The sequence below is a fragment of the Limobrevibacterium gyesilva genome (assembly GCF_025989185.1).
Classification (GTDB): domain Bacteria; phylum Pseudomonadota; class Alphaproteobacteria; order Acetobacterales; family Acetobacteraceae; genus Limobrevibacterium; species Limobrevibacterium gyesilva.
In genome coordinates, this window is the sequence record NZ_JAPDNT010000002.1 from 338,252 (window position 1) to 360,049 (window position 21,798).

At 68.8% G+C, this 21,798-nt stretch carries 21 protein-coding genes; 12 read left to right on the plus strand and 9 right to left on the minus strand.

Annotated elements, in window-relative coordinates:
• The first annotated feature begins 8 nt into the window (after nt 1-8).
• From OL599_RS05515 to OL599_RS05535, 5 genes are all read left to right on the plus strand, one after another.
• Complete coding sequence (locus OL599_RS05515) at nt 9-1,856, plus strand: TRAP transporter large permease (RefSeq protein ID WP_264712648.1); 1,848 nt, start codon at nt 9-11, stop codon at nt 1,854-1,856.
• The gene (locus OL599_RS05520; protein WP_264712649.1) at nt 1,853-1,987 is read left to right on the plus strand and encodes a hypothetical protein; all 135 of its coding nucleotides are present in this window, start codon (nt 1,853-1,855) and stop codon (nt 1,985-1,987) included. Before OL599_RS05515 ends, OL599_RS05520 begins: the two co-directional genes overlap by 4 nt.
• Nucleotides 1,988-2,098: 111 nt before the next feature.
• Nucleotides 2,099-3,547 (plus strand): YjfK family protein, encoded by a 1,449-nt coding sequence (locus tag OL599_RS05525; RefSeq protein ID WP_264712650.1) that lies wholly within the window; start codon nt 2,099-2,101, stop codon nt 3,545-3,547.
• Between the two features lie 16 nt (nt 3,548-3,563).
• Entirely contained in the window at nt 3,564-4,004 is a 441-nt protein-coding gene (locus OL599_RS05530) for a DUF350 domain-containing protein (protein ID WP_264712651.1), read from the plus strand.
• A 62-nt stretch (nt 4,005-4,066) separates the two neighbouring features.
• Nucleotides 4,067-4,810 (plus strand): hypothetical protein, encoded by a 744-nt coding sequence (locus OL599_RS05535; protein ID WP_264712652.1) that lies wholly within the window; start codon nt 4,067-4,069, stop codon nt 4,808-4,810.
• A gap of 79 nt (nt 4,811-4,889) precedes the next feature.
• Here the strand turns inward: OL599_RS05535 and OL599_RS05540 are convergent, their stop codons facing one another.
• The gene (locus OL599_RS05540; protein WP_264712653.1) at nt 4,890-5,681 is read right to left on the minus strand and encodes an enoyl-CoA hydratase; all 792 of its coding nucleotides are present in this window, start codon (nt 5,679-5,681) and stop codon (nt 4,890-4,892) included.
• A 75-nt stretch (nt 5,682-5,756) separates the two neighbouring features.
• On the opposite strand from OL599_RS05540, the gene msrA reads away from it, so the two are divergent.
• On the plus strand, nt 5,757-6,305 hold the full coding sequence (msrA, locus tag OL599_RS05545; protein WP_264712654.1) for a peptide-methionine (S)-S-oxide reductase MsrA: 549 nt from the start codon (nt 5,757-5,759) through the stop codon (nt 6,303-6,305).
• A gap of 29 nt (nt 6,306-6,334) precedes the next feature.
• Here msrA and OL599_RS05550 read toward each other — a convergent pair whose 3' ends face one another.
• Both OL599_RS05550 and OL599_RS05555 read right to left on the minus strand, forming a co-directional pair.
• Entirely contained in the window at nt 6,335-7,555 is a 1,221-nt protein-coding gene (locus tag OL599_RS05550) for a CaiB/BaiF CoA transferase family protein (RefSeq protein WP_264712655.1), read from the minus strand.
• Nucleotides 7,555-9,054 (minus strand): class I adenylate-forming enzyme family protein, encoded by a 1,500-nt coding sequence (locus tag OL599_RS05555; RefSeq protein ID WP_264712656.1) that lies wholly within the window; start codon nt 9,052-9,054, stop codon nt 7,555-7,557. Before OL599_RS05555 ends, OL599_RS05550 begins: the two co-directional genes overlap by 1 nt.
• A gap of 80 nt (nt 9,055-9,134) precedes the next feature.
• On the opposite strand from OL599_RS05555, the gene OL599_RS05560 reads away from it, so the two are divergent.
• Genes OL599_RS05560 through OL599_RS05570 form a run of 3 tightly spaced genes read left to right on the plus strand, consistent with a single transcriptional unit; the run spans nt 9,135 to nt 12,261 of the window.
• A complete protein-coding gene (locus OL599_RS05560; protein ID WP_264712657.1) occupies nt 9,135-9,938 on the plus strand; it encodes an enoyl-CoA hydratase/isomerase family protein in 804 nt (267 codons plus the stop codon).
• A 2-nt stretch (nt 9,939-9,940) separates the two neighbouring features.
• Entirely contained in the window at nt 9,941-10,885 is a 945-nt protein-coding gene (locus OL599_RS05565; protein WP_264712658.1) for a hydroxymethylglutaryl-CoA lyase, read from the plus strand.
• Nucleotides 10,882-12,261, plus strand: a complete 1,380-nt coding sequence (locus OL599_RS05570) for an MmgE/PrpD family protein (RefSeq protein ID WP_264712659.1) — start codon at nt 10,882-10,884, stop codon at nt 12,259-12,261. The genes OL599_RS05565 and OL599_RS05570 overlap by 4 nt, the downstream gene beginning before the upstream one ends.
• Nucleotides 12,262-12,284: 23 nt before the next feature.
• On the opposite strand, the gene OL599_RS05575 is transcribed toward OL599_RS05570, so the two are convergent.
• The gene (locus tag OL599_RS05575; protein ID WP_264712660.1) at nt 12,285-13,463 is read right to left on the minus strand and encodes an acyl-CoA dehydrogenase family protein; all 1,179 of its coding nucleotides are present in this window, start codon (nt 13,461-13,463) and stop codon (nt 12,285-12,287) included.
• Between the two features lie 78 nt (nt 13,464-13,541).
• Between OL599_RS05575 and OL599_RS05580 the strand changes: the two genes are divergently transcribed.
• The 3 genes from OL599_RS05580 to OL599_RS05590 all read left to right on the plus strand — a co-directional run bounded on the left by OL599_RS05580 (nt 13,542) and on the right by OL599_RS05590 (nt 16,216).
• Entirely contained in the window at nt 13,542-14,564 is a 1,023-nt protein-coding gene (locus OL599_RS05580) for a LacI family DNA-binding transcriptional regulator (protein ID WP_264712661.1), read from the plus strand.
• Between the two features lie 24 nt (nt 14,565-14,588).
• A complete protein-coding gene (locus OL599_RS05585; RefSeq protein WP_264712662.1) occupies nt 14,589-15,722 on the plus strand; it encodes a CaiB/BaiF CoA transferase family protein in 1,134 nt (377 codons plus the stop codon).
• Between the two features lie 140 nt (nt 15,723-15,862).
• Nucleotides 15,863-16,216 (plus strand): YidB family protein, encoded by a 354-nt coding sequence (locus OL599_RS05590; protein ID WP_264712663.1) that lies wholly within the window; start codon nt 15,863-15,865, stop codon nt 16,214-16,216.
• Between the two features lie 29 nt (nt 16,217-16,245).
• Here OL599_RS05590 and OL599_RS05595 read toward each other — a convergent pair whose 3' ends face one another.
• From OL599_RS05595 to OL599_RS05615, 5 genes are all read right to left on the minus strand, one after another.
• Nucleotides 16,246-17,235, minus strand: a complete 990-nt coding sequence (locus OL599_RS05595; RefSeq protein WP_264712664.1) for an ABC transporter ATP-binding protein — start codon at nt 17,233-17,235, stop codon at nt 16,246-16,248.
• Complete coding sequence (locus tag OL599_RS05600; RefSeq protein ID WP_264712665.1) at nt 17,232-18,227, minus strand: ABC transporter ATP-binding protein; 996 nt, start codon at nt 18,225-18,227, stop codon at nt 17,232-17,234. Before OL599_RS05600 ends, OL599_RS05595 begins: the two co-directional genes overlap by 4 nt.
• Nucleotides 18,224-19,057, minus strand: coding sequence for an ABC transporter permease (locus tag OL599_RS05605; protein WP_264712666.1), 834 nt, complete (start codon nt 19,055-19,057; stop codon nt 18,224-18,226). Before OL599_RS05605 ends, OL599_RS05600 begins: the two co-directional genes overlap by 4 nt.
• The gene (locus OL599_RS05610; protein ID WP_264712667.1) at nt 19,057-19,995 is read right to left on the minus strand and encodes an ABC transporter permease; all 939 of its coding nucleotides are present in this window, start codon (nt 19,993-19,995) and stop codon (nt 19,057-19,059) included. The genes OL599_RS05605 and OL599_RS05610 overlap by 1 nt, the downstream gene beginning before the upstream one ends.
• 91 nt (nt 19,996-20,086) lie before the next feature.
• On the minus strand, nt 20,087-21,700 hold the full coding sequence (locus OL599_RS05615) for an ABC transporter substrate-binding protein (protein WP_264712668.1): 1,614 nt from the start codon (nt 21,698-21,700) through the stop codon (nt 20,087-20,089).
• Nucleotides 21,701-21,798 lie beyond the last annotated feature (98 nt).

Sequence of the window (21,798 nt, forward strand, 5' to 3'; positions counted from 1 at the left end):
GCGCCGCGATGGACGCCGCCGTGCGGCCGCAGGACGGCGGTGGCGTCATCGCGCGCATCGAGACCGTGCTGCGCCATGCCGTTGAGCTGCCGACCGCCATACTGGTGCTGGTGGAGATCGGCGTGCTGCTGGCCGGCGTGGTGAGCCGCTTCGTGTTCCACCACCCGTTCGTGTGGAGCGACGAACTCGCCTCGATCCTGTTCCTGTGGCTGGCCATGCTGGGCGCAGTGGTGGCGCTGCAGCGCGGCCAGCACATGCGCATGACCGCCATCGTCGCCGGCATGGGCGCGCCGTGGCGGGAGCGCGCGCAGGTGCTGGCCGTCGCGGTGCCGGCGCTGTTCCTGCTGATCGTGCTTCCCTACGCCCGCGACTATGCCGAGGACGAGTGGTTCATCGAGACCCCGGCCCTCGGCTGGTCGAACATCGTGCGCGCCGGCGCCATTCCGGTGGGCTGCGCCATCATGCTGGCGGGCTGCGTCCTGCGGCTGCTGCGCTTTCGCCTGCGCGAACTGATCGAGGTGGCGGCGGTGCTGGCGGTGCTGGTGGTGGCGCTGCATCTGGCCGCACCGGCGCTGAAGGCGCTCGGCAACTGGAACCTCTGCTTCTTCTTCGTGCTGCTGCTGGCGGCCGGCGTGCTGCTGGGCGTGCCGATCGGCTTCGCCTTCGGCGCCGCCACTGTGGCGTTCCTGATCTGCGTGACCAATGCGCCGCTGACCATCGTGGTCTCGCGCATGGACGAGGGCATGAGCACGCTGGTGCTGCTGGCGGTGCCGCTGTTCGTGTTCCTGGGGCTGCTGATCGAGATGACCGGCATGGCGCGCGCCATGGTGGCGTTCCTGGCCGGGCTGCTCGGGCATGTGCGCGGCGGGCTGTACTACGTGCTGCTGGGAGCGATGTACCTGGTGAGCGGCATCTCCGGCTCGAAGGCCGCCGACATGGCGGCGGTGGCGCCGGTGCTGTTCCCGGAGATGAAGCGGCGCGGCGCGCACGAAGGCGAGCTGGTGGCGATCCTGTCGGCCTCGGGCGCCATGAGCGAGACGATCCCGCCCAGCCTGGTGCTGATCACCATCGGCTCGGTCACCGGCGTGTCCATCGCGGCGCTGTTCACCGGCGGGCTGGTACCGGGGCTGGTGCTGGCATTGGCGCTGGCGCTGGTGGCGTGGCACCGTTCCCGGCACGAGGCGGTGGGCAGCCGCGCCAGCGGCAAGGAGATACGGCGCACGCTGGTCATCGCCCTGCCCGCGCTGCTGCTGCCTTTCGTCATCCGCACCGCGGTCGTGGAAGGCATCGCCACCGCCACGGAGGTTTCGACCATCGGCATCGCCTATGCCGTGGTGGTGGGCATCGTTGTCTACCGGCAGTTCGATCTGCGGCGGATCTATCCGATGCTGCTGGAGACGGCGGCGCTGTCCGGGGCGATCCTGCTGATCATCGGCACGGCCACCGCCATGGGCTGGGCGCTGACGCAGTCCGGCTTTTCGCGCCAGTTGGCCCACGCCATGGCCAGCGTGCCGGGTGGCGGTTTCGGCTTCCTGCTGATCTCCATCGCGGCCTTCGTGGTGCTGGGCAGCGTGCTGGAGGGCATTCCCGCCATCGTGCTGTTCGGCCCGTTGCTGTTCCCGATCGCCCACACCGTGGGGATCAACGAGGTGCACTATGCCATGGTCGTCGTCCTCGCCATGGGCATCGGGCTGTTCGCGCCGCCTTTGGGCGTGGGCTATTACGCCGCCTGTGTCATCGGCCGGGTGGACCCCGACATGGGCATGAAGCGCATCTGGCCCTATCTCGGGGCGTTACTGGTGGGGCTGCTGGCCGTTGCCGCCGTTCCCTGGTTCTCCACCGGGTTCCTGCGATGATGCGGCTGCGGGACAAGGTGGCGATCGTCACCGGCGGGAGTTCCGGCATCAGGGCGGACATGCCGTTCCTGGACACGATCGTTGAGGCGGCGGACGCGATCGGCTGCCTGACCGGGCTGGAGCCGTTCTGACGTTCGATCCATGACCTGCGCCCGTAGAGTTGACTCCGGTGTCCCGGAATGCGCCCCACTACGGAACTACGGTATATTGCCTGGCCCAAATCGAAGCTTCCAGGAGTGACGATGTTCCGGCCCTTGCCGAGCCTGCTGCTGGCCCTCGTGCTCGCTTGCGCCCCCGGGCTCGACACAGCCTCGGCGCGCGCCCCATCGAGCGGCGGCTACAGCCGGCCATCGTCCAGCCCCTCGTATGCTGCCCCCTCCGCCAGGGGCAGTTCGGGCGGCTATGCGGCGCCAACGCGGCGGCCCTCGACAGGATACAGCTCGGCGCCAAGCTCTGGCGGCGACGCCGCGATCTCGCGGCAATCCTCCGGCCAGGCGCTCAGGAGCTACCGCGCCGGCCAGGCCCCGTCACCCGCCGCGCCACAGGCTGGCTACGGCGGTACACAGGACCGGCGGCCGTCGACCTATGGCTATAACGGTTCGGGTGGCCCCGGCGGCGGCTATGGCGGCTATGCCCAACCGCGTTCCTGGGCCCCGGTTTACGCGCCGCCCGCTTACGGCTGGGCCCAGCAGGGCCGCAGCTTCGGCGTCTGGGACGGACTCATGCTCTGGAGCCTGCTCAATTCGCTCTCGGCGCCCGGCCATGCCGACTTCTTCTACAACAACCAGAACAGCCCGGCGTACCAGCAATGGCGCGCCGAGGCGCAACGCGCCGCCAGCACTGACCCCGCAGTGCAGGCGCGGCTGGCGGAACTCGACCAGCGGTTGGCGCAGATGCAGGGGCAGCCACGCCAACCCGGCGCCCCACCGCCCCCGGCCGCACGATCGGGCAGTGGAGGAATCACGCCGATTATCGTCGTGCTGTTGCTGGGCGCGACGTTTGCGACACTCTGGTATTGGCGCCGCCAGGCCAGTGCGACCGCTGCGATCCCGCCCGTCCCCGCGGCCCTGGCAGGCAGCACGCTGACACGCTTTCGCGTCGGCATGACCATTCCCGTTGACCCCACCCCATTCGTATTGGCGGCTGGTGCGACCAAGATCCGGCCGCTCGACGGCGGTGGCATGATCAGCGTGGAGGCAGTGGGCGTGCTGATGGACGGCACCATTCCGCTCAACCGGCTCTATCTGCCGGGCCGCGACGCGTTTTTCCAGCTCCATCTCGGCGCCGACGGCAAGCCCGACGAGTGCCGCTATTTCTCCCGCATCGATCAGGTCACGCCGGCCAGCCAGGAAGAATGGGGCGCCTGGCTCGACCCGGCACAGGGCATGATCGGCTGGCCGCAATTCCAGACCAAGGACGGCAAGCTCTACGATCGTGCCTGGGTACCCGGCGGCGGGCGGATCGAGCCGCGCGCGCTGAAGGAGACGATTCAGGATCTCAAGGGCACGTCCAGCCGCGAGCTGGACTCGATGCTCTACATGGGTCCGACAGGGGTCGCGAGCCCGGCGCCGGCGCGCGAATACATCCTGGTCAGCGCCGTCGACGAGGGCGGCCAGGCCTGGGTCGACATCCATGCGGGCATCGACATCAATCCTGCCGCCCTGACCCTGCCTTCGGTCGCCCTCTCCTGACATACGCGGAGTACACATGAACCCCTCTGATCCGAGCCTGTTCGGCGGCATCGTCAACGCACTTGGCACCGGCCTGCCGCATCTGCTGCTGCAATTCGCCGCTGCCGTCGTTCTGCTCGCCGTGGGGGTCGCGATCTATATGGCGGCCACACCATTCCGCGAACGCGAGCTGATCGCGCAGGGCAATGCCGCGGCCGGCGTGGTGCTGGCCGGCGCGATCCTGGCGATGGCGATCCCGATCGCGGCAACGCTGGCCACCAGCGCGCTTGTGCTCGACGTCATCGTCTGGGGCGGCGTGGCGGTGCTTCTGCAACTGCTCATCATCGTCGGCGTGTCATTGGTGTTCCACCGCCTTCGTGCGACGATCCAGCATGGCAATGTCGCCGCCGCGCTGACGCTGGCGGGCACGCAACTTGCGGTGGCCCTGCTCAACGCCGCCGTCATGATCCCCAACTGATCACAACCTAGCTAGGGAGACGCAACACCATGGTTCTGCAATTCATTGGCAACCTGCTGGGCGTGAAGGCCAACCGCGCGTTCAACGCAGGTATCGAGGCGCTGGTCCGTTGGGATCCCCAGGGCGCCACCGAGGCGGAGCTGCGCACCATGGAGCAGCATCTGGACGAACTCGGCATGCAAGTTGCCCAGGCCCGGCAGAACTACGACCGCGAGCAGAAGGAGGCCGATGCCATCCAGGCGCTGTCACACCAGCGAATGGCCGCGGCCGAGGCGCTGCAGAACCAGGCCAACGGCGAAACCGACCCGGCGCGCAAAGCCGCCCTGGAGAAGAGCCTGACAACGCTGCTCGACATGATGGAGAAGATGGCCCCGGACGTGGATCGCGAGGCCCACGAGGCGGCTGACGCCAAACTGTTCCTGGAGCAGATCGAGGCCGCCTACGCCGAAGCCGGCGGCAAGTTGAAGACCGCACGCAGCGAACTCGACAGTGCCCAGCGTGACATGGCCCGCGCCGCGCAACGGCGCGAAGTGGCGCAGCGGCAGGCCGAGGCGGCGCGCCAGGCGGCCGGCCTGTCGCAGACCACCAACAGCCTCAACATCGCGCTCAAGGCAATGAATGAGAACGCCGCGAAGGACCTGGCGTCGGCTGACGCCGCGGCGGCCAAGGCGAAGCTGCTGGCGCCGACACGCCCCGAGAAGGATGATCCCAACATTGCCGCCGCGATGGAAGCGGCGTCGGGCCAGGGACCGGCGCCAGTCGGTATCGCCAATCGGTTGGCGGCCCTGAAAGCGAAGCTGGCGTAGCAACGCGCCGTGATGCCGTCCGCCAGGCCTTGCGACAGGCGCGCGGTGCCAGCGGCCCTTGATGATGACTCTTCCACCATCAAGGGCCGCTGGTGTGACGCCGCTTCCTGGCCGCCAGGAAGGCGGCCATGCGCTGCGTTGGCTCGTCGCTGCGCCATGCTTCCTCGAAGCAGTCGATGCCCCGTTCGATGGCGTGCGCCGGCGTCAGGTCCTCCCATTCGCGGATCAGCGCCTTCTGCAGGCGGATCGCGCGCGGGCCGCAGGCCAGGATGTCTGCCACGACCCGCTCGATGGCCGCGTCCAGTTCGGCATCGGCCACCACCTCTTCCACCAGTCCCCAGGCCAGCGCGGTCGGCGCGTCGATCGTCTCGCCGGTGTAGAGCAGCCGGCGTGTTCGCCCCCAGCCGATGAGTTGCGGCAGCAAGGCCGCCTCGATGACGCTGGGAATGCCGATCTTCACCTCGGGCATGCCGAATTTGGCGGCGGCGGCGGCGATCCGCAGGTCGCAGGCGGCCGCGATCTCCAGCCCGCCGCCGAGGCTGTAGCCTTGCATGCGCGCGATCACCGGCACCGGCAGCGACCGCACCGCGGTGCAGACCGCGTGCAGCCGGGTGATGAAGGCGCGGCCGCGCGCGGGATCGAGCCCGGCCATCTCGTTGATGTCGGCGCCGCCGATCATGGCGCGCGGCCCCTCGCCCGCCAGCACCACGACGCGCAGGTCCTCCTGGACGGCCAGACTTGTGAACGCGTCGATCAGCCCGTCCATCAGCGGCGTGCCGATGACATTGAGCCTGGCGGGATTGCAGACGGTCACGCGTGCCACGCGCCCGCCTTCGCGCGATAGTGTTGCCACTTCGATATGCTGCGTCATCGGACCATTCCCTCCGGCGGCGCTGGACATCGCGCCCGTCCGTCCCAATCTAGGCGGCAACAGAGGAGAACGACCATGGCGGATCAACAGCTGGCGACCTTGGGCGGCGGATGCTTCTGGTGCCTGGAGGCCGTCTATCTCGGCCTGCGCGGCGTCGTCAGCGTGACATCCGGGTATTCCGGCGGTCATGTGGCGAACCCCAGCTATGAGGAGGTCTGCGGAAAGCAGACGGGTCATGCCGAGGTCGTGCAGATCGCCTTCGATCCCGCCGAGCTGTCCTACGAGGACCTGCTGCGCGTGTTCTTCACCATCCACGACCCGACCACCAGGGACCGGCAGGGCAACGATATCGGGCCGCAATACCGCTCGATCATCCTGACCCACGACGAGGCCCAGCACGCCACCGCCGCGCGCGTGATGGCCGAGATCGCGGCCGCCGGGATCTGGCCGGACCCGATCATGACCGCGGTCGAGCCGCTGGAGACGTTCTGGCCGGCCGAGTCCGAGCACGACAACTACTTCAACCGCAATCCCTGGAGCGGCTATTGCCGCGCCGTGATCGCGCCGAAGGTGTTGAAGTTCCGCAAGGCCTTCGCCGATCGGCTGAAGGCGTCCGCCGCCTGAGCCGGCCGCGCTGCGGCGGCATCCGGCGCCTATCCCGCGCGGATGACGCCCCGCGCTGCCAGCGCCTCAAGCCTTGCCGAGTCGCAGCCGAGTGCGGACAGGAGCGCGCGGGTGTGCTCACCCAGCTTCGGCGCCGGCGTGCGGATGGCGCCGGGGGTCGCGGACAGGCGGGGCACCACATTGTGCATCATCACCTGGCCCATCTCGGCATCCGGCAGGTCGACCAGCACTTCCCGCTCGACCACATGCGGGTCGGCGATCAACTGGTCGACGTCGTAGACGGGGGCGGCGGTGATCTGCTCGCGCTCGAAGATGTCCATCACGTCGGCGAAGGTGCGCGCGGCAATGAAATCCACGATCGGCTGCTCGCAGGCCTCGGCGTTCTGCACCCGCGCGGTGTTGGTGGCAAAGCGCGGGTCGGCGATCATGTCTTCCCGCCCGACGACGCGCAGGAGCCGTTCCGCCATGGTCTGGATGGAGGCCGAAATGGCGATCCAGCGACCGTCGCGGGTGCGGAAGACGTTGCGCGGGCTGGTGGTCTGGGAGCGGCTGCCGGTGCGCTGCGGCAACGCGCCGGAGGTGCGGAAACTTTCGGCCTGCGGGCCGAGGATGGAGACGATGGGATCGAGCAGCGGCAGGTCGATCACCTGGCCGGCGCCGCCGTGCTCGACCTCGCGCCGGGCGATCATGACGGCATAGGCGCCGTAGAGCCCGGCGATCATGTCCGCGAGTGCCAGCGGCGGCAGCACCGGTTCCCGGTCGGCGAAACCGTTCATTGCCGCGAAGCCGGACATGCCTTCGACCAGCGAGCCGAAACCGGGGCGCTCGCGGTACGGCCCGTCCTGGCCGAAGCCGGAGATGCGCACCACGATCAGCTTCGGGTTCGTTTCCCACAATGCGTCCGGCGCCAGCCCCATCTCCTCCATCGTGCCTGGGCGGAAATTCTCGATCAGCACGTCGGCCGTGGCGATCAGGTCGCGCAGCAGCGCGAGGCCGTCGGGATGGCGCAGGCTGAGCGCGAGGCTTTTCTTGTTGCGCGCGTAGACCTTCCAGTGGATCGAGTGCCCGCCGACGCGCCAGGCCCGCAACGGGTCGCCCTTCTGCGGGTCCTCGATCTTGATGACCTCGGCGCCGTGATCGGCCAGCTGCAGGCTGACCATGTTGCCGGCCACCAGGCGCGACATGTCGATCACGCGCAGCCCGGACAGCGGCGGGCGCGCCTGTGGCGCGAAGTCACGTTGCTTGACCATCAGATCCTCTCGATCGCCGGCCGCGGTCCGTCCGTCAGCCGGTAGCGCGCCTGCAACTCCGCCAGCAATTGCCGGCGGACCATCTTGCCCTGGCCGTTGCGCGGCAGCGCGTCTACGGCGACATAGAAGCGCGGCCGCTTGAACGGCGCCAGCCCCGCACAGGTCGCGCGCGCCGCCGCCTCCCATCCGTCGGGCGGGTTCTCGGCCACCGCGATGATGATCTCGCCCCAGTACTCCGAGGGGAAGCCGACCACGGCAATCTCGCTGCCGGGCGCGGCGGGGGCCGCGGTGCGCTCGATCTCCTGCGGATACACCTTGTAGCCGCCGGTCTTCATGGCGTCCGACAGCCGGGCGGTCAGGAACAGCCGCCCATGTGCGTCGATCTCGCCGATATCGCCGGTGGCGTGGAAGCCGTCCGCGCGCCAGGAATGGAAGCCGGACGCGTCGATCCAGCCCTCGGACATGTGCTGGGCGCGGATCAGCACTTCGCCGTCCTCGATCGCGAGTTCGACACCGGCGGCGGGCCAGCCGACGCAGCTGCGGCCGTCATGGCCGCCGCCGGCGGCGTAGTAGGCGTCGGTGGCCGCTTGCTGCAGCACGGTGATCGGGTTGAAGACCTCGCTCTTGCCGTAGGTCAGCCGAACGACCGGGCCGAACATGGCGCGCACGCGTTCATACAGCAGCGGCGGCAACGGCGCGGTACCGGTGAAGATCGTGCGTACGCCTGGGAAGTGGCGTCCAGCGAACGCGACCGTCAGTTTCGCCAGAACGGTGGGCGCGGCGAACAGACCTTCCGGCGCGCCGTCCGCCAGCAGCTTTTCCACCCGGTCGGGCTGGACCCCGTCCAGCAGCACGGCCTCGCCGCCCTGGTCCAGCCAGGCGAAGGTCTGCAGCGAGGCGCCGTGCGCGAACGGCGTCATCATCAGCATGCGGCTGCCCGGCCCCGGCAGCCATGGCAGGCTCGCCTGCAGCAGCAGGTTGGCGAGGAAGCGGGCGCGCTGGCTGTAGACGATCGCCTTCGGCAGGCCCGTGGTGCCGGAGGTGAAGGCAAGCCGGCCGGGCAACTCCGATGCGACGGACGGGAAGCGCGATGCCGCCAGGGGTTCCGGCGCGACGTTCTCCATGACATGCACGGACAGGCCGAGATCGCCGAACAGGGCCGCGTGCTCGCGCCCGCATACGACGTGGCGGCATCCCGCCAGGCCCAGCGCCCCGGCCAGCTCGGCTTCGGTGTACGAGATGTTCAGCGGCGTTTCCGCCGCGCCCGCCAGCTGCGTGCCGTAGGCAGCGGACACCGCCGCCCTGCCGTTGCGCAGGAACGTCGCCACATGTTCGCCCGGCCGCACCCCGGCTTCGATCAACCGCCGGCCGAGCCCGGCAGCGGCGGCGAAGACCTCGGCATAGGTGGCGTCTCCCGCGGCGTCGCGGACGGCGACGCGCGGGCCAAAGCGGTGCACCAGTGTCGCCTGCACGGCGCCCCAGTTGATCAGCGGCATCATTTGCGCGTGAATCGTTTCATTGACGGCGATTCCTAGGCCCGGTAGCCTTTGCGCGCAACCGACGGGAAGCGCCCGATACGATGCCATTCGAAATCCGCGAATACGAAACGGTGCACCTGCAGGAAGCGGCCGAGCATGTGCTGCAGGTCACGCTGAACCGGCCTCACGTGTCCAACGCCATGAACACGCAGATGGGCCTCGACATGCGGGCGGTGTTCGACGGGCTGTGCGCCGACCCCGCCGCGTATCGCTGCATCATCCTGACCGGCGCCGGCGAGAAGGCGTTCTGTGCGGGGGGCGACCTGAAGCAGCGCAACGGCATGACCGACGAAGCATGGCAGGCGCAGCATCTGGTCTTCGAGCGCCAGGTGCGCGCGATGCTCGCCTGCCCGATCCCGATGATCGCGGCCGTGAACGGCGCGGCCTATGCCGGCGGGCTGGAGATGACGCTGTGCTGCGACTTCGCCTATGCCGCCACCCATGCCCGCTTCGCGCTGACCGAGGTGACGCTGGGCATCATGCCCGGCGCCGGCGGCACGCAGAACCTGCCGCGCACCGTGGGCGTTCGCCGCGCCAAGGAGATCCTGCTGACCGGCCGCCCGTTCGACGCGCAGCAGGCGCTGGACTGGGGGCTGGTGAACAGGCTGTGCGCCCCTGACCGGTTGATGGCCGACGTGCTGGACACCGCCACCCGCATCGCCGGCAACGCACCCTTGTCCACGCGCCAGATCAAGCATTCCGTGAATGTCGGCATGCAGATGGATCTCGCCAGCGCGCTGATGTTCGAGATCGAGGCCTATAACCGCATGGTTCCGACCGAGGATCGCCTGGAAGGCGTGCGGGCCTTCAATGAGAAACGCAAGCCGGTGTTCAGGGGGCGCTGACCATGCACCATGTTGTGTTGCGCGAAGTGGGATTGCGCGACGGGCTGCAGAGCCTGGCGCAGTTCATGCCGACGGCGGCCAAGTGCGCCTGGATCGCCGCCGAACATGCAGCGGGCGTCAACGAGATCGAGGTTTCCTCGTTCGTGCCGCCGAAGCTGCTGCCGCAATTCGCGGATGCCGAGCAGGTGGTGCAATACGCCCTCACCCTCCCTGGCCTCACCGTCTCCGCACTGATCCCGAACCTGCGCGGCGCCGAGCGCGGGCTGGCGCTGGGCGTGCACAAGCTGAACTACGTGCTGTCGGCCAGCGAGAGTCACAACCGCAACAATGTGCGCCGGAGCACGCAGGAAAGCGTGGATGATTTCGCCCGCATCGTCGCGGCCGCGCGTGGCGCCGCGAACCGCCCGATCCTGTGCGCGGGCCTCGCCACCAGCTTCGGCTGCACGATCGAGGGCGCCGTCGACGAGGATCGTGTGCGTCGCCTGGCCGGCGAGCTTGCTGCCGCGGGGGCGGACGAACTGGTGCTGGCGGATACCGTCGGCTACGGCGATCCGGCCGCCGTCCGCCGGGTGTTCGCAGCGGTGAAGCAGGAAGTTGGCGACATGGTCGTCGGCGCGCATTTCCACGACACGCGCGGCCTGGGCATCGCCAATGTGCAGGCGGCGCTGGAGATGGGCGTCCGGCATTTCGACGCGTCGCTGGCCGGACTGGGCGGCTGCCCGTTCGCGCCGGGGGCCACCGGCAACATCGTCACCGAGGACACCGCCTTCCTGTGCGAGACGCTGGGCTACGACACCGGCATCGACATCGAGAGGTTGGTGCGGGTGCGGCCGATCCTGGCGGCGAACCTGCAGGATACAGCGCTGCTCGGGAACCTCGCCAAGGCGGGCTTGCCGAAGCATTTCGTGCCCGCACGCCAGCGCGCACAGACGGAGGCCGCACAATGAGCACCACCGACGGACTGACCCGCGAGATCGCGCGCCGCGCCCTCGCCGTGCGGCATGCAGATCTGCCGGACGACATCCGCATGCTCGCGCGCCAATGCGTGCTCGATACGCTCGGTGCGGCCATCGCGGGCCGGGATGATTCGCTGACGCGCATTCTTGCGGAAGAACTGGCCGAGCAAGGTGGCGCGCCGGCCGCCGGGATTATCGGCAGCGCCCTGCGGCTGCCCACGCTGTCGGCGGCGCTGCTGAACGGCACGGCATCGCATGCGCTCGACTACGACGACGTGAACCTGTTCATGCCCGGGCATCCGTCGGTCGCCGTGCTGCCGGCGGTGCTGGCCCTCGCCGAGGAGCGCGGTGCCGGTGGGGCGGCCGTGATCGCCGCGTTCGTGGCCGGCTATGAGACCGCATGCCGCGTCGGCAAGCTGCTCGCGCCCGGCCATTATGACGGCCTGGGCTTCCATGCCACCGGCACGGTCGGCACGTTCGGCGCCGCCGCCGGCTGCGCGCATCTGCTCGGGCTCGATTTGGAAAAGACCGTGCACGCGCTGGGCATCGCCGCCACCCAGGCGGCCGGGCTGAAATCCATGTTCGGAACCATGTGCAAGCCGCTGCACGCCGGCCGCGCGGCCTATAACGGGCTGCTCGCCGCCCGGCTGGCGGCACGCGGCTTCACAGCGCGGCCGGACAGCCTGGAATGCGCCCAGGGCTTCGCGCGCACCCACAGTCCGGACTTCAACCCCAGCGCGGCACTGGATGACCCCGCCGGGGGTTGGCACATCCGCCACAACCTGTTCAAGTATCATGCTGCCTGCTACCTCACCCATGCCGGTATCGAGGCCGCCCGGACGCTGCGCGAGGCGCATCATGTGGCGCCTGACGCGATTGCCGCCATCACCCTTCGTGTCGACAAGGCCACCGATCGCGTCTGCAACATCGCCGAACCGCGCACCGGCCTGGAGGCGAAGTTCAGCCTGCGGCTGACCACCGCGATGGCACTGGCCGGCCGCGACACCGGACGGCTGGACGCCTACAACGAGACCACGGCCACCGACCCCACGCTGGTGGCACTGCGCGACCGTGTGGTGGTGGATTTCCAGTCCGGCTGGCCCACCACACGTGCAGAAGTCGACATCCGCCTCGCGGATCAGACCACGCTGCGCGCCGTCCATGATTCCGGCGTCCCGGCCGCCGATATTCCCGAGCAGGGCCGCCGCCTGGAGGAGAAGTTCCTGGGCCTCGTCACCCCCGTGCTGGGCGATTCGCGCGCGCCGGCGCTGGTGGATGCCATCGCGGGGATGGAGGACGCGCCCTCCCTGTCCGCCATCTCGACGCTGTGGGTTCCCGAGGGAACCGCACGGCAGGCCGCCGAATAATCGCCGGCGCAGTCCACGGCGGATCAATAGCTGCGCGGCATCCCCAGCACGTGCCGGCCGACGAAGGCCAGCACGAGGTTGGTGGAGATCGGGGCGATCTGGTACAGCCGCGCTTCGCGCCATTTCCGTTCGATGTCGTATTCGCGGGCATAGCTGAAGCCGCCATGCGTCTGCATGGCTGCCTCGGCCGCTTTCCACGTCGCTTCGGAGGCGAGCATCTTCGCGATGTTCGCGTCCGCACCGCATTCCTTGCCGCCCTCGAACAGCGCCGCCGCGCGCCGGCAGATCATGTCGGCGGCTTCCAGCTCTGCCCAGGCGCGTGCGATCGGGAACTGGATCGCCTGGTTCTGCCCGATCGGCCGGCCGAACACATGGCGTTCGTTGGCATAGGCGGTGGCCTTCTTCACGAACCACTTGCCGTCGCCCACGCATTCCGATGCCACCAGGATGCGCTCGGCATTCATGCCATCGAGGATGTAGCGGAAGCCGCGCCCCTCTTCGCCGATCAGGCTGTCGGCGGGAATGCGCAGATTGTCCATGAAGATCTCGGTGGTGTTGTGGTTGATCATCGCCTTGATGGGGTGGATCTCCAGGCCGTTGCCGCGGGCTGCGCGCAGATCAACCAGGAACACCGACAGTCCGTCCGACTTGCGCTTGACCTGATCGAGCGGCGTCGTGCGCGCCAACAGCAGCATCAGGTCGGAATGCGCGGCGCGGCTGGTCCAGACCTTCTGGCCGTTCACCACGTAATGCTCGCCGTCGCGCACCGCGCGGGTTCGCAGCGAGGTCGTGTCCGTGCCGCTGGTCGGCTCGGTCACGCCGAAGGCCTGCAGCCGCATCGCGCCTGAGGCAATCTTCGGGAGGTAATGCCGCTTCTGCGCCTCGCTGCCGTGCCGCAGCAGCGTGCCCATGATGTACATCTGCGCGTGGCCCTGGCTGGCCGTGCAGCCGCTGGCGTTGATCTCTTCCAGGATCACCGCGGCCGCGCGCAGCGGCAGCCCGGTGCCGCCATATTCCTCGGGGATCAGCGACGCCAGGAAGCCGGCTTCGGTCAGCTCGGTCACGAACGCCGTCGGGTACGCCTCCTGCTCCTCCAGCCCGCGCCAGTATTCGCCGGGATATTTCACGCAGATGCGCCGCACCGCTTCGCGCAGCTCGGGATAGTCCTCGCCCGCCGCCACCAGCGTCAGATCGTCGCCCATTTCCGCCCTCCGCTCTTCCGGACTTTTCCTAGCGAAGGCGCAGCGCTAGGGTCAATGAAACGTTTCCGGAAGAGGCGCATGCGGCGCGTGACGATCAAGGACGTGGCGAAGGCCGCCGGCGTGTCGCTCGGCACGGCGTCGCGCGTCATCAACGCCAACACCTCGGTCGATCCCGCCATCCGCCGCAAGGTGCAGGACGCCATTGCCGCCCTGCGCTACCAGCCCGACGCCGTCGCGCAGTCGATGCGCCGGCGCTCCACCCGCACCATCGGCGCGATCGTGCGCGACATCACCGTGCCGGCGCTGGCCAGCTTCGTGCAGGCAGCGCAGCAGGCACTGCATGACGAAGGCTACGCTCTGCTGATTGCCTGCTCCGGCGACCGGCGCGATCATGAGTTGGAGTTGCTGCGCCTGCTGTCGCAGCGCCGCATGGACGGCGTGATCATGACCACCGCGGCCGAGGACGACGCCGAGCTGGCAGCCGTGCGGGCCGCGCTGCCCATGCCCGTGGTCATGCTGGACCGCACCCCACCTGGCGCGTTCGATGCGCTGCTGCTCGACCATCGCGAGGGCATGCGGCAGGCGGTGGAGCATTTGCTGCGCCTTGGGCACCGCCGCATCGCGCTCATCACCGGCGCCACCGGCGTCCATCCCGCCCGCGCCCGCGTGCAAGGCTTCCGGGACGCGCATGCGGCCGCCGGCGTGGCCATCGACCCCACCTGCCTGCGCACCGGCAGCTTCACCGACCAGTCCGGGTTCCTCGAAGCCTCTGCCCTGCTCGGCCGCCCCGACCCGCCCACCGCCATTGTCGCCGGCGGCATCGACATGCTGTCCGGCGTGCTGCGCGCGATCCAGGCGCGTGGGTTCGCGGTGCCGCGCGACATCTCCGTCATCGGCTCGGCCGACACCGATCTCGCCATGCTGGCCTCGCCACCCGTCACCGTGGTGCGCTGGGACTATGCGGAGCTCGGCCGCGCCGGCGCGCGGCTGCTGATCGACCGGCTGTCCGGCGGCGCCGCCCTGCCGCCGCGGCAGATCCTTTTTCCTACCGAGTTCATCAGCCGCGGCAGCTGCGCTCCCCCCTCGCGACAGCATTGCTGAAACGTTTCTTTCGGAGACATCGATATGGCGACACCGCGCCCGCTGGCCGGCCTGAAGGTGCTGGAAATCGGCCACTCCATCGCAGCTCCTTATGCCGGCATGATTCTGGGCGAGCTCGGAGCGGACGTGGTCAAGCTGGAGAATCCCGGCGGCGGCGACTATGCGCGCGGCTGGGGCCCGCCGTTCTCGCTCGGCACCGCGACCATGTTCCAGGCGATGAACCGCGCCAAGCGCGGCATCGCCGTGGATCTGAAGGACACAGCGCAGCGCACCCGTCTGCGCCGGCTGATCATCGACGACATGGACGTGGTTCTGCACAACCTCAAGCCCGGCGCGCTCGACCGCCTCGGGCTCGGCGCCGAAGGCCTGCTGGCCGACAAGCCTGCGCTGATCTTCTGCAATATCGGTGCATTCGGCGCGCGTGGCCCGCTGAAGCACCGGCCGGGCTACGACCCGTTGATGCAGGCTTTCGGCGGCCTGATGTCCATGCTCGGCGAGGATGGCCGGCCACCCGTGCGCGTGTCTGTCTCCATCATGGACCTGGCCACGGGCATGTGGTCCGTCATCGGCATCCTGGCGGCCCAGGCCGAACGCCAGCGCACCGGCAAGGGCGGCATCATCGACGCCTCCCTGTTCGAGACCTCCTGCGCCTGGATGGGCATTCCCATCGCCTCCTATCTCGCGTCCGGCAAGCTGCCGGCGCGCGCCGGGTCCGGCGTGCAGGAGATCGTGCCGTACCAGGCCTACGCGGCGACCGACGGCTACATCATGGTTGCCGCGGGCAATGACGGGCTGTTCCGCAGGCTCTGCGGCGCGCTGCACCGCCCCGACCTCGCCGCCGACCCGCGCTTCGAGACGAATGCCGGCCGGGTTGCCCATCGCCCGGAACTGATCGGCCAGCTCGCCCAGGAATTCGCGCGCGACGGCGTTGCCGCCTGGGTCGCGAAACTGGAAGCCGTCGGCGTCCCCAGCGGTCCCGTGCAGACACTCGATCAGGTGGTTGGGCATCCGCAGACCGAGGCAATGGGCATGCTGCAGACCGGCCCCGAAGGCGGCCTGCGCACCATGGGCCTGCCGCTGAGCTTCGACGGCGTGCGTCCGCCGTATGAGCGCATGGCTCCGGCGCTCGGCGCGCACAATGCGGAGGTTCTTGGATAACAACTTCGCCTGTCCGGGTCAGACAACCCACCGCGGCCGGGTTGTAGTCCGGTCCGGCCACGCATATCTCGAATCAGGCAGGAGGTAAGCCTGGTTGTATCAGCGCTCCTGCCCCCGACGACCGTTGAAGGAGGCCGTGAATGAGCGTACTCGACACCATCGTCCAGCAGCTCGTCGGCCCCGAGTCGGCTTCGCCTTGGCTTGCCAAGACGATCCGCGGCCTGCTGACCGGCGGCGCCGATGGCATCGGCGTGAAGGAGCTGATCCGGCGCATGGAAGCGGCCGGACTGGGTGACATCGCCCGGTCCTGGCTCGGCAAGGGCCCCAACCTGCCGATCTCGCCGCAGCAGTTGCGGCAGGTGCTCGGCCCGGAGATCCTGCGCGGGACGATCGACCGTTCGGGCCTCACGGAAGACGAGGTGCTGGCCGAACTCAGTGAACATCTGCCCGCCGTCATCAATCACCTCACGCCGGGCGGCCAGCTGCCGGACTGACGCCGTTCGGACACTCCTGTGCCCTGGTGTCAGCCGGAGACGCGGATGCAGGCCACCGGCCACGCGCCGCCGCGGTCCTCCAGCGCCGGCACGGCTTGTGCGCAGGCGGGCTGAGCGATCGGGCAACGGGGATGGAACGCGCAGCCGGGCGGCGGCTTCAGCGGGCTCGGCAACTCGCCGGTCACCGCAGCTTGGCGGTTGCGCCTGGCTTCGCGCGCGGCGGGCTTCACATGCGGCACCGCGCGGATCAGCGCCTGGGTGTACGGGTGCCGGGGTGCCGCGAACAGGTCCGCCGTCGGCCCGACCTCCACGATGCGGCCGAGATACATCACGGCCACGCGATGCGTCATGTGCTTCACCAGACGCAGGTCGTGGGTGATGAACACCAGGGTCAAACCGAGCCGCGCCTGCAGCTCCAGGAACAGGTTCACGATCGAGGCCTGGACGGACACGTCCAGGGCCGACACCGGCTCGTCGGCAATGATCAGCGACGGCTCCACCGCCAGCGCCCGGGCGATGCCGATGCGCTGTCGCTGGCCGCCGGAGAACTCGTGCGGATAGCGCTCGGCCGCATCGGCCGGCAGGTGCACGAGGTCGAGAAGCTCGCGCACCCGCGCGGGAACTTGCGCGCGGGCAACCACGGCATGCACGGACAGCGCTTCCGCCAGCGTGTCGCCCACGGTCATGCGCGGATTGAGCGAGCCGTACGGGTCCTGGAACACCATCTGCACATGGCGGTTGAAGTTCCGGCGTGCATCGCCCTGCAGCGCCAGCACATCCGCGCCTTCGAAGCGGATCGCGCCTTCGTCCGGCTCGTACAGCCGCACCAAGCAGCGCGCGAAGGTGGATTTGCCGCAGCCGGACTCGCCCACGATCCCCAGCGTTTCGCCGCGGCGCACCTCCAGGCTCACCTGCTCGACCGCATGCACCGCTTGCCGCGGGCGGCCGCTCAGCACGTCGACCAGGCCACGACGGGCGGGAAACCGCTTGGAGACGCCCTCGACTGCGAGCAGCGTCATGCCGCACCCTCCTCTACCCTGGCCGGCAGGCGTGTTGCCGCGTAGCAGGCGCTGTCATGCCCTGGCGCATACGCCGTCAGCACCGGCCGCTCGGTGGTGCAGCGTGGCTCGGCATAACTACAGCGCGGCGCGAAGGCGCAACCCGGAACCGGCGAGTCGATCCGCGGCGGCTGGCCTGGGATCGGCGTCAGCATCGCCCCGGCGGCGCCATCGCCGGGCATCGAGCGCAGCAGCGCATCGGTGTAGGCATGGCGCGGGCGGTTGAACACCAGCTCGACCGGCCCGGTTTCGCACAGCCGCCCGGCATACATCACCGCCACCCGGTCGCAGGTCTCCGCCACCACGCCGAGGTCGTGCGTCACCAGAACCATCGCCATCCCCAGCTCGCTCACCAGCTGCAACAGCAATGTCAGGATCTGGTCCTGGATGGTCACGTCCAGCGCGGTCGTCGGCTCGTCGGCCAGCAGCAGCGCCGGCTGCGCGGCCAGCGAGATCGCGATCATCGCACGCTGGCGCATGCCGCCGGAGAATTCGTGCGGATACTGGTCGAGCCGCGTCGCCGCCGAAGCGATGCCGACCAGGCCCAGCAGTTCGATCGCGCGGCGGCGCCGGGCCGCGCGATCCATGTCGGTATGCGCGACCAGCACCTCGTCGATCTGCATGCCGATGGGCAGCACCGGGTTCAGGGCCGACATCGGCTCCTGGAACACCATCGCCACCTGGCCGCCGCGTATGGCGCGCAGGCGCTCATCGGGGATGGTCAGCAGATCCTGCCCGTGCCACAGCACCCGGCCGGACACGGCGGCGTTGTCGTGCAACAGCCGTGGGATGGCGCGCAGCGTGACACTCTTGCCCGAGCCGCTCTCGCCCACGAGTCCCAGCACTTCCCCGGCGCCGACATCGAAGGTGACGCCGTCCACCGCATGCACCGCGCCGCGTCCGGTCGTGAAGGTCACGCGCAGGTCCTGCACCTGCAGCAGCGGCGTGTTCACCGGCGAACCTCCAGCAGGTCCGCGAGCCCATCGCCGGTCAGGCTGAACCCCAGCCCGGCCAGCACGATCGCCGCGCCGGGAAACAGCACGATCCAGGGCGCCGTGGTGAAGAAGTTCTTGCCGTCGGCGATCAGCACGCCCCACTCGGCGGTCGGCGGCTGCGCGCCCAGGCCCAGATAACCCAGGCTCGAGCCGAGCAGAATCGCCAGCGCCATGTCGGTGACGGCATAGACCAGCACCGGGCGCACGGCGTTGGGCAGGATGTGGCGGAAGATGATGCGCGGCGTGGAATAGCCGAGCACCCGCGCGGCGGCGACGTATTCGCCGCTCTTCTGCACCAGCACCTCGCCGCGCATGAGCCGGGCATAGAACACCCAGCCCACTGCAGTCACTGCGATATACATGTTCGCGAGCCCGGGCCCGAGGATCGCGACGATGGCGATGACCAGCACCAGGAACGGGAAGGTCACGACGAGATCGACAAGGCGCCCGAACACCGCGTCGGCCACGCCGCCGTACCAGCCGACGAACAACCCGATGAGGCTGCCGAGCAGGCCCGGGAAGATGGTGGCGAACAGCGCGATCTGCAGATCCACGGCCGCAGCCGCGATGGTGCGCGAAAGGATGTCGCGGCCGAACTGGTCGGTGCCGAACAGGTGCGCAGCACTCGGCGGCGACAGCAGGGCGTTGTAGTCGAAGGCCAGCGGGTCATAGGGCGCGAACGTCCCGGGCGAGACCGTGAACGCCACCATGACGGCCAGCAGCGCGAGGCCGCCGAGCAACGGCGCCGGAAGCGGCCGCGACGCAATGCGCGCGAGCACCGCCCGCATCAGCGCCCCACCCGCGGATCAAGCCACATCTGCACGAGATCGGTGACCAGGAACGCCAGGGAGACCAGCACTGCCAGCACCAGCGTGAGCGCCTGGATCACCGGGTAATCGCGGGCGAAGATCGAATCCACCATCAGCCTCCCGACGCCGGGAACCGCGAACACCGTCTCGGTGATGACGGCGCCGCCCAGCAGCGACCCGATATGCAACCCCACCAGCGTCACGGTGGCGATCAGCGCATTGCGCAGCACATGCCGCAGCAGCACGACACGCGATCGCAGCCCCTTGGCGCGGGCGAAATCCACGTATTCCGCGCGGATCACCGACAGGATGGAGGCGCGGAGGTTGCGCATGACGATCGCGGAGAGGCTGAAGGCGAGCGTCACCGCCGGCAGGAAAAGATGATAGATATGCTCAGCAAAAGTGTCGCCGTAGCCGCCGACGGGAAAGATCCGCAGCCATGCCGCGAACACCGTCAGCAGTACCAGGCCCACATAGAAGATCGGCGAGGACAGTCCCACCTGGAACACCCCGCGGATCAACAGGTCCGGCCAGCGATTGACTTTCAGCGCGGCCACGAAAGCGAGCGGCAGCGCCAGCGCCAGCGCGATCACGATGGCCATCCCCGTCAGCATCAGCGTCACCGGCAGCCGTTCGGCGATCAGCCGGGTCACGGGAATGCGGAACGCCAGCGAGGTGCCGAACTGGCCGCGCAGCACCGACTCCAGGAACGCCAGCAACTGCATGCCGATCGACTGGTCCAGGCCGAGCTGACGGGTCAGCCGCGCCACGGCCTCGTCGCTGCCGCGGTCCCCCAGCAGCGCCATCACGGCGTTGCCGGGCAGCAGTCGCGCCAGCACGAACACCGCCAGCCCGATCAGAAGGAAGGTCGGCACCATCTGCAACAACCGCGATACCAGCCAGGCTCCGCGGCTCATCTGACGGCCTCAGTGCATGGCCGCATGCCCCCTCCCGATGCGGGAGGGGGCTGGCCAACCTTGGCCGGGCTCATGCGCGCCATTGGCCGCATCACTTCTCGACGTAGGCCGCCTCGAAGTAGTTGTTGCCAAGCGGGATCTGCACGAATCCCTTGGCATTGCCGCGGAACGCCACCGGATACGGCGTTTCGTACAGGAACAGGATCGGCGCGGCGTCGACGTAGATCTTCTGCAGCTCGGCGTACTGCGCCTGCCGCTTGGCCGGATCGACCTCCTGCTGGCTCTGCAGGAACAGCTCGTTCACGCGCTTTTCCTCCCAGCCGGAGTGCAGCGCGTGGATGTTCGGGTAGTAGGCGAAATACGAGGTAATCTCGCTCGGGTCGGCGATGTCGTCCGTCCAGGCAGCCGTCCGCATCTGGAAATCCTCGGCGCGGTAGCGCGCCGTGCGCGTCGGGTTGTCCAGCAGCTCGATCTTCAGCCGCACGCCGATCTGCGCCCACATCTGCTGCACGGTCGTCAGGTTGTTCATCTCGTCCTGGTTGCCCGCCAGCGCGATGCAGGACAGTTCCAGGCCGTTGGCGAACCCCGCCTCGGCCAGCAGCGCCTTCGCCTTCGCGGGGTCGTAGCGATAGACCGGCCCGTCCTTGCGCGACAGCGGCGTGGACGACGACATGAACGACTGCAGCGGCTTGCCCAGCCCGAGCGTGGTGATGGCGATCACCGCGTCCTTGTTCACGGCGTAGTTCAGCGCCTGCCGCACCTTCACGTTGGAAAGCGGGTTGTCCTGGCCGTTCTTCAGCTTGTCGCGCACATACAGCGTCAGGTAGGCGACGCGCGTGGACGGCCACAGCTCCATGCGCAGATTCTTGTCGGCCTGCAGTTCCTTTACCCGCGAATACGGCACGAACTCGGTGCCGTGGATCTCGCCGGCCTTCAGCTTCAGGATGCGCGTGGCGTCGTCGGGAATGATGGCGAATTCGAGCTCGTCGAGATACGGCAACGGCTGCCCGTCCGGCGCCTTCTTCCAGTAATGCGGGTTGCGCTTCAGCAGCATGCGCTGGCCGCGCTGCCATTCCGTCAGCATGAACGGGCCGGTGCCGATCGGCTTCTCGGCGAAGGCCTTGGCCTTCTCGTCCTCGGTGGCGCCCGGCGCCGCGGCGAACGCCGCCTGCGGCAAGATGCCGGTGTTGAACATCGCCAGAGCCGGCAGCAGCGTCGGGTCGGGGTGCTTCAGTTTCAGCACCACCGTGGACGGATCGGTGATCTCGACCGCGTCGATCGAGGCAATCATCTCGTTCCACGCGCCGTTCTTCGGGTTGCGCGCGCGATCCAGCGACCACTTCACGTCGCTCGCCTTCAGCGGCGTGCCGTCGCTGAATTTCACGCCCTCGCGCAGCGTCAGCGTCAGCGCCTTGCCGCCGTCGCCCAGCACCCATTTGGTTGCCAGGCCCTCCTGCACGCCGATGCCCTCTGGCGTGGGCATCAACAGCGTGTCGTAGATGCTGTTCATCACCCAGATGTCGACATTGGCGTCGCTCAACACGGGGTCGAGGAACAGGCTGTCGGCATAACGCGCATAGACCATCCTGCCGCCCCGAACGGCGGCCGCCCTGGCCGCAGTCGGCATGCCCATTGTCGCCAGCGTGGCCAGGCCCACGCCCCCCCCGAGAACGAAGCGGCGGCCGACCGAAGATCCGTTGTCCATCAAGTCCCCCCTGTTTTTTGCTTGGAATCGTTAAGTGCGCTAGCTGGTACCCTCTTGCTCGCGGCTCAGCCTGTCAACGGGCCGCAATGGCAGCGTTC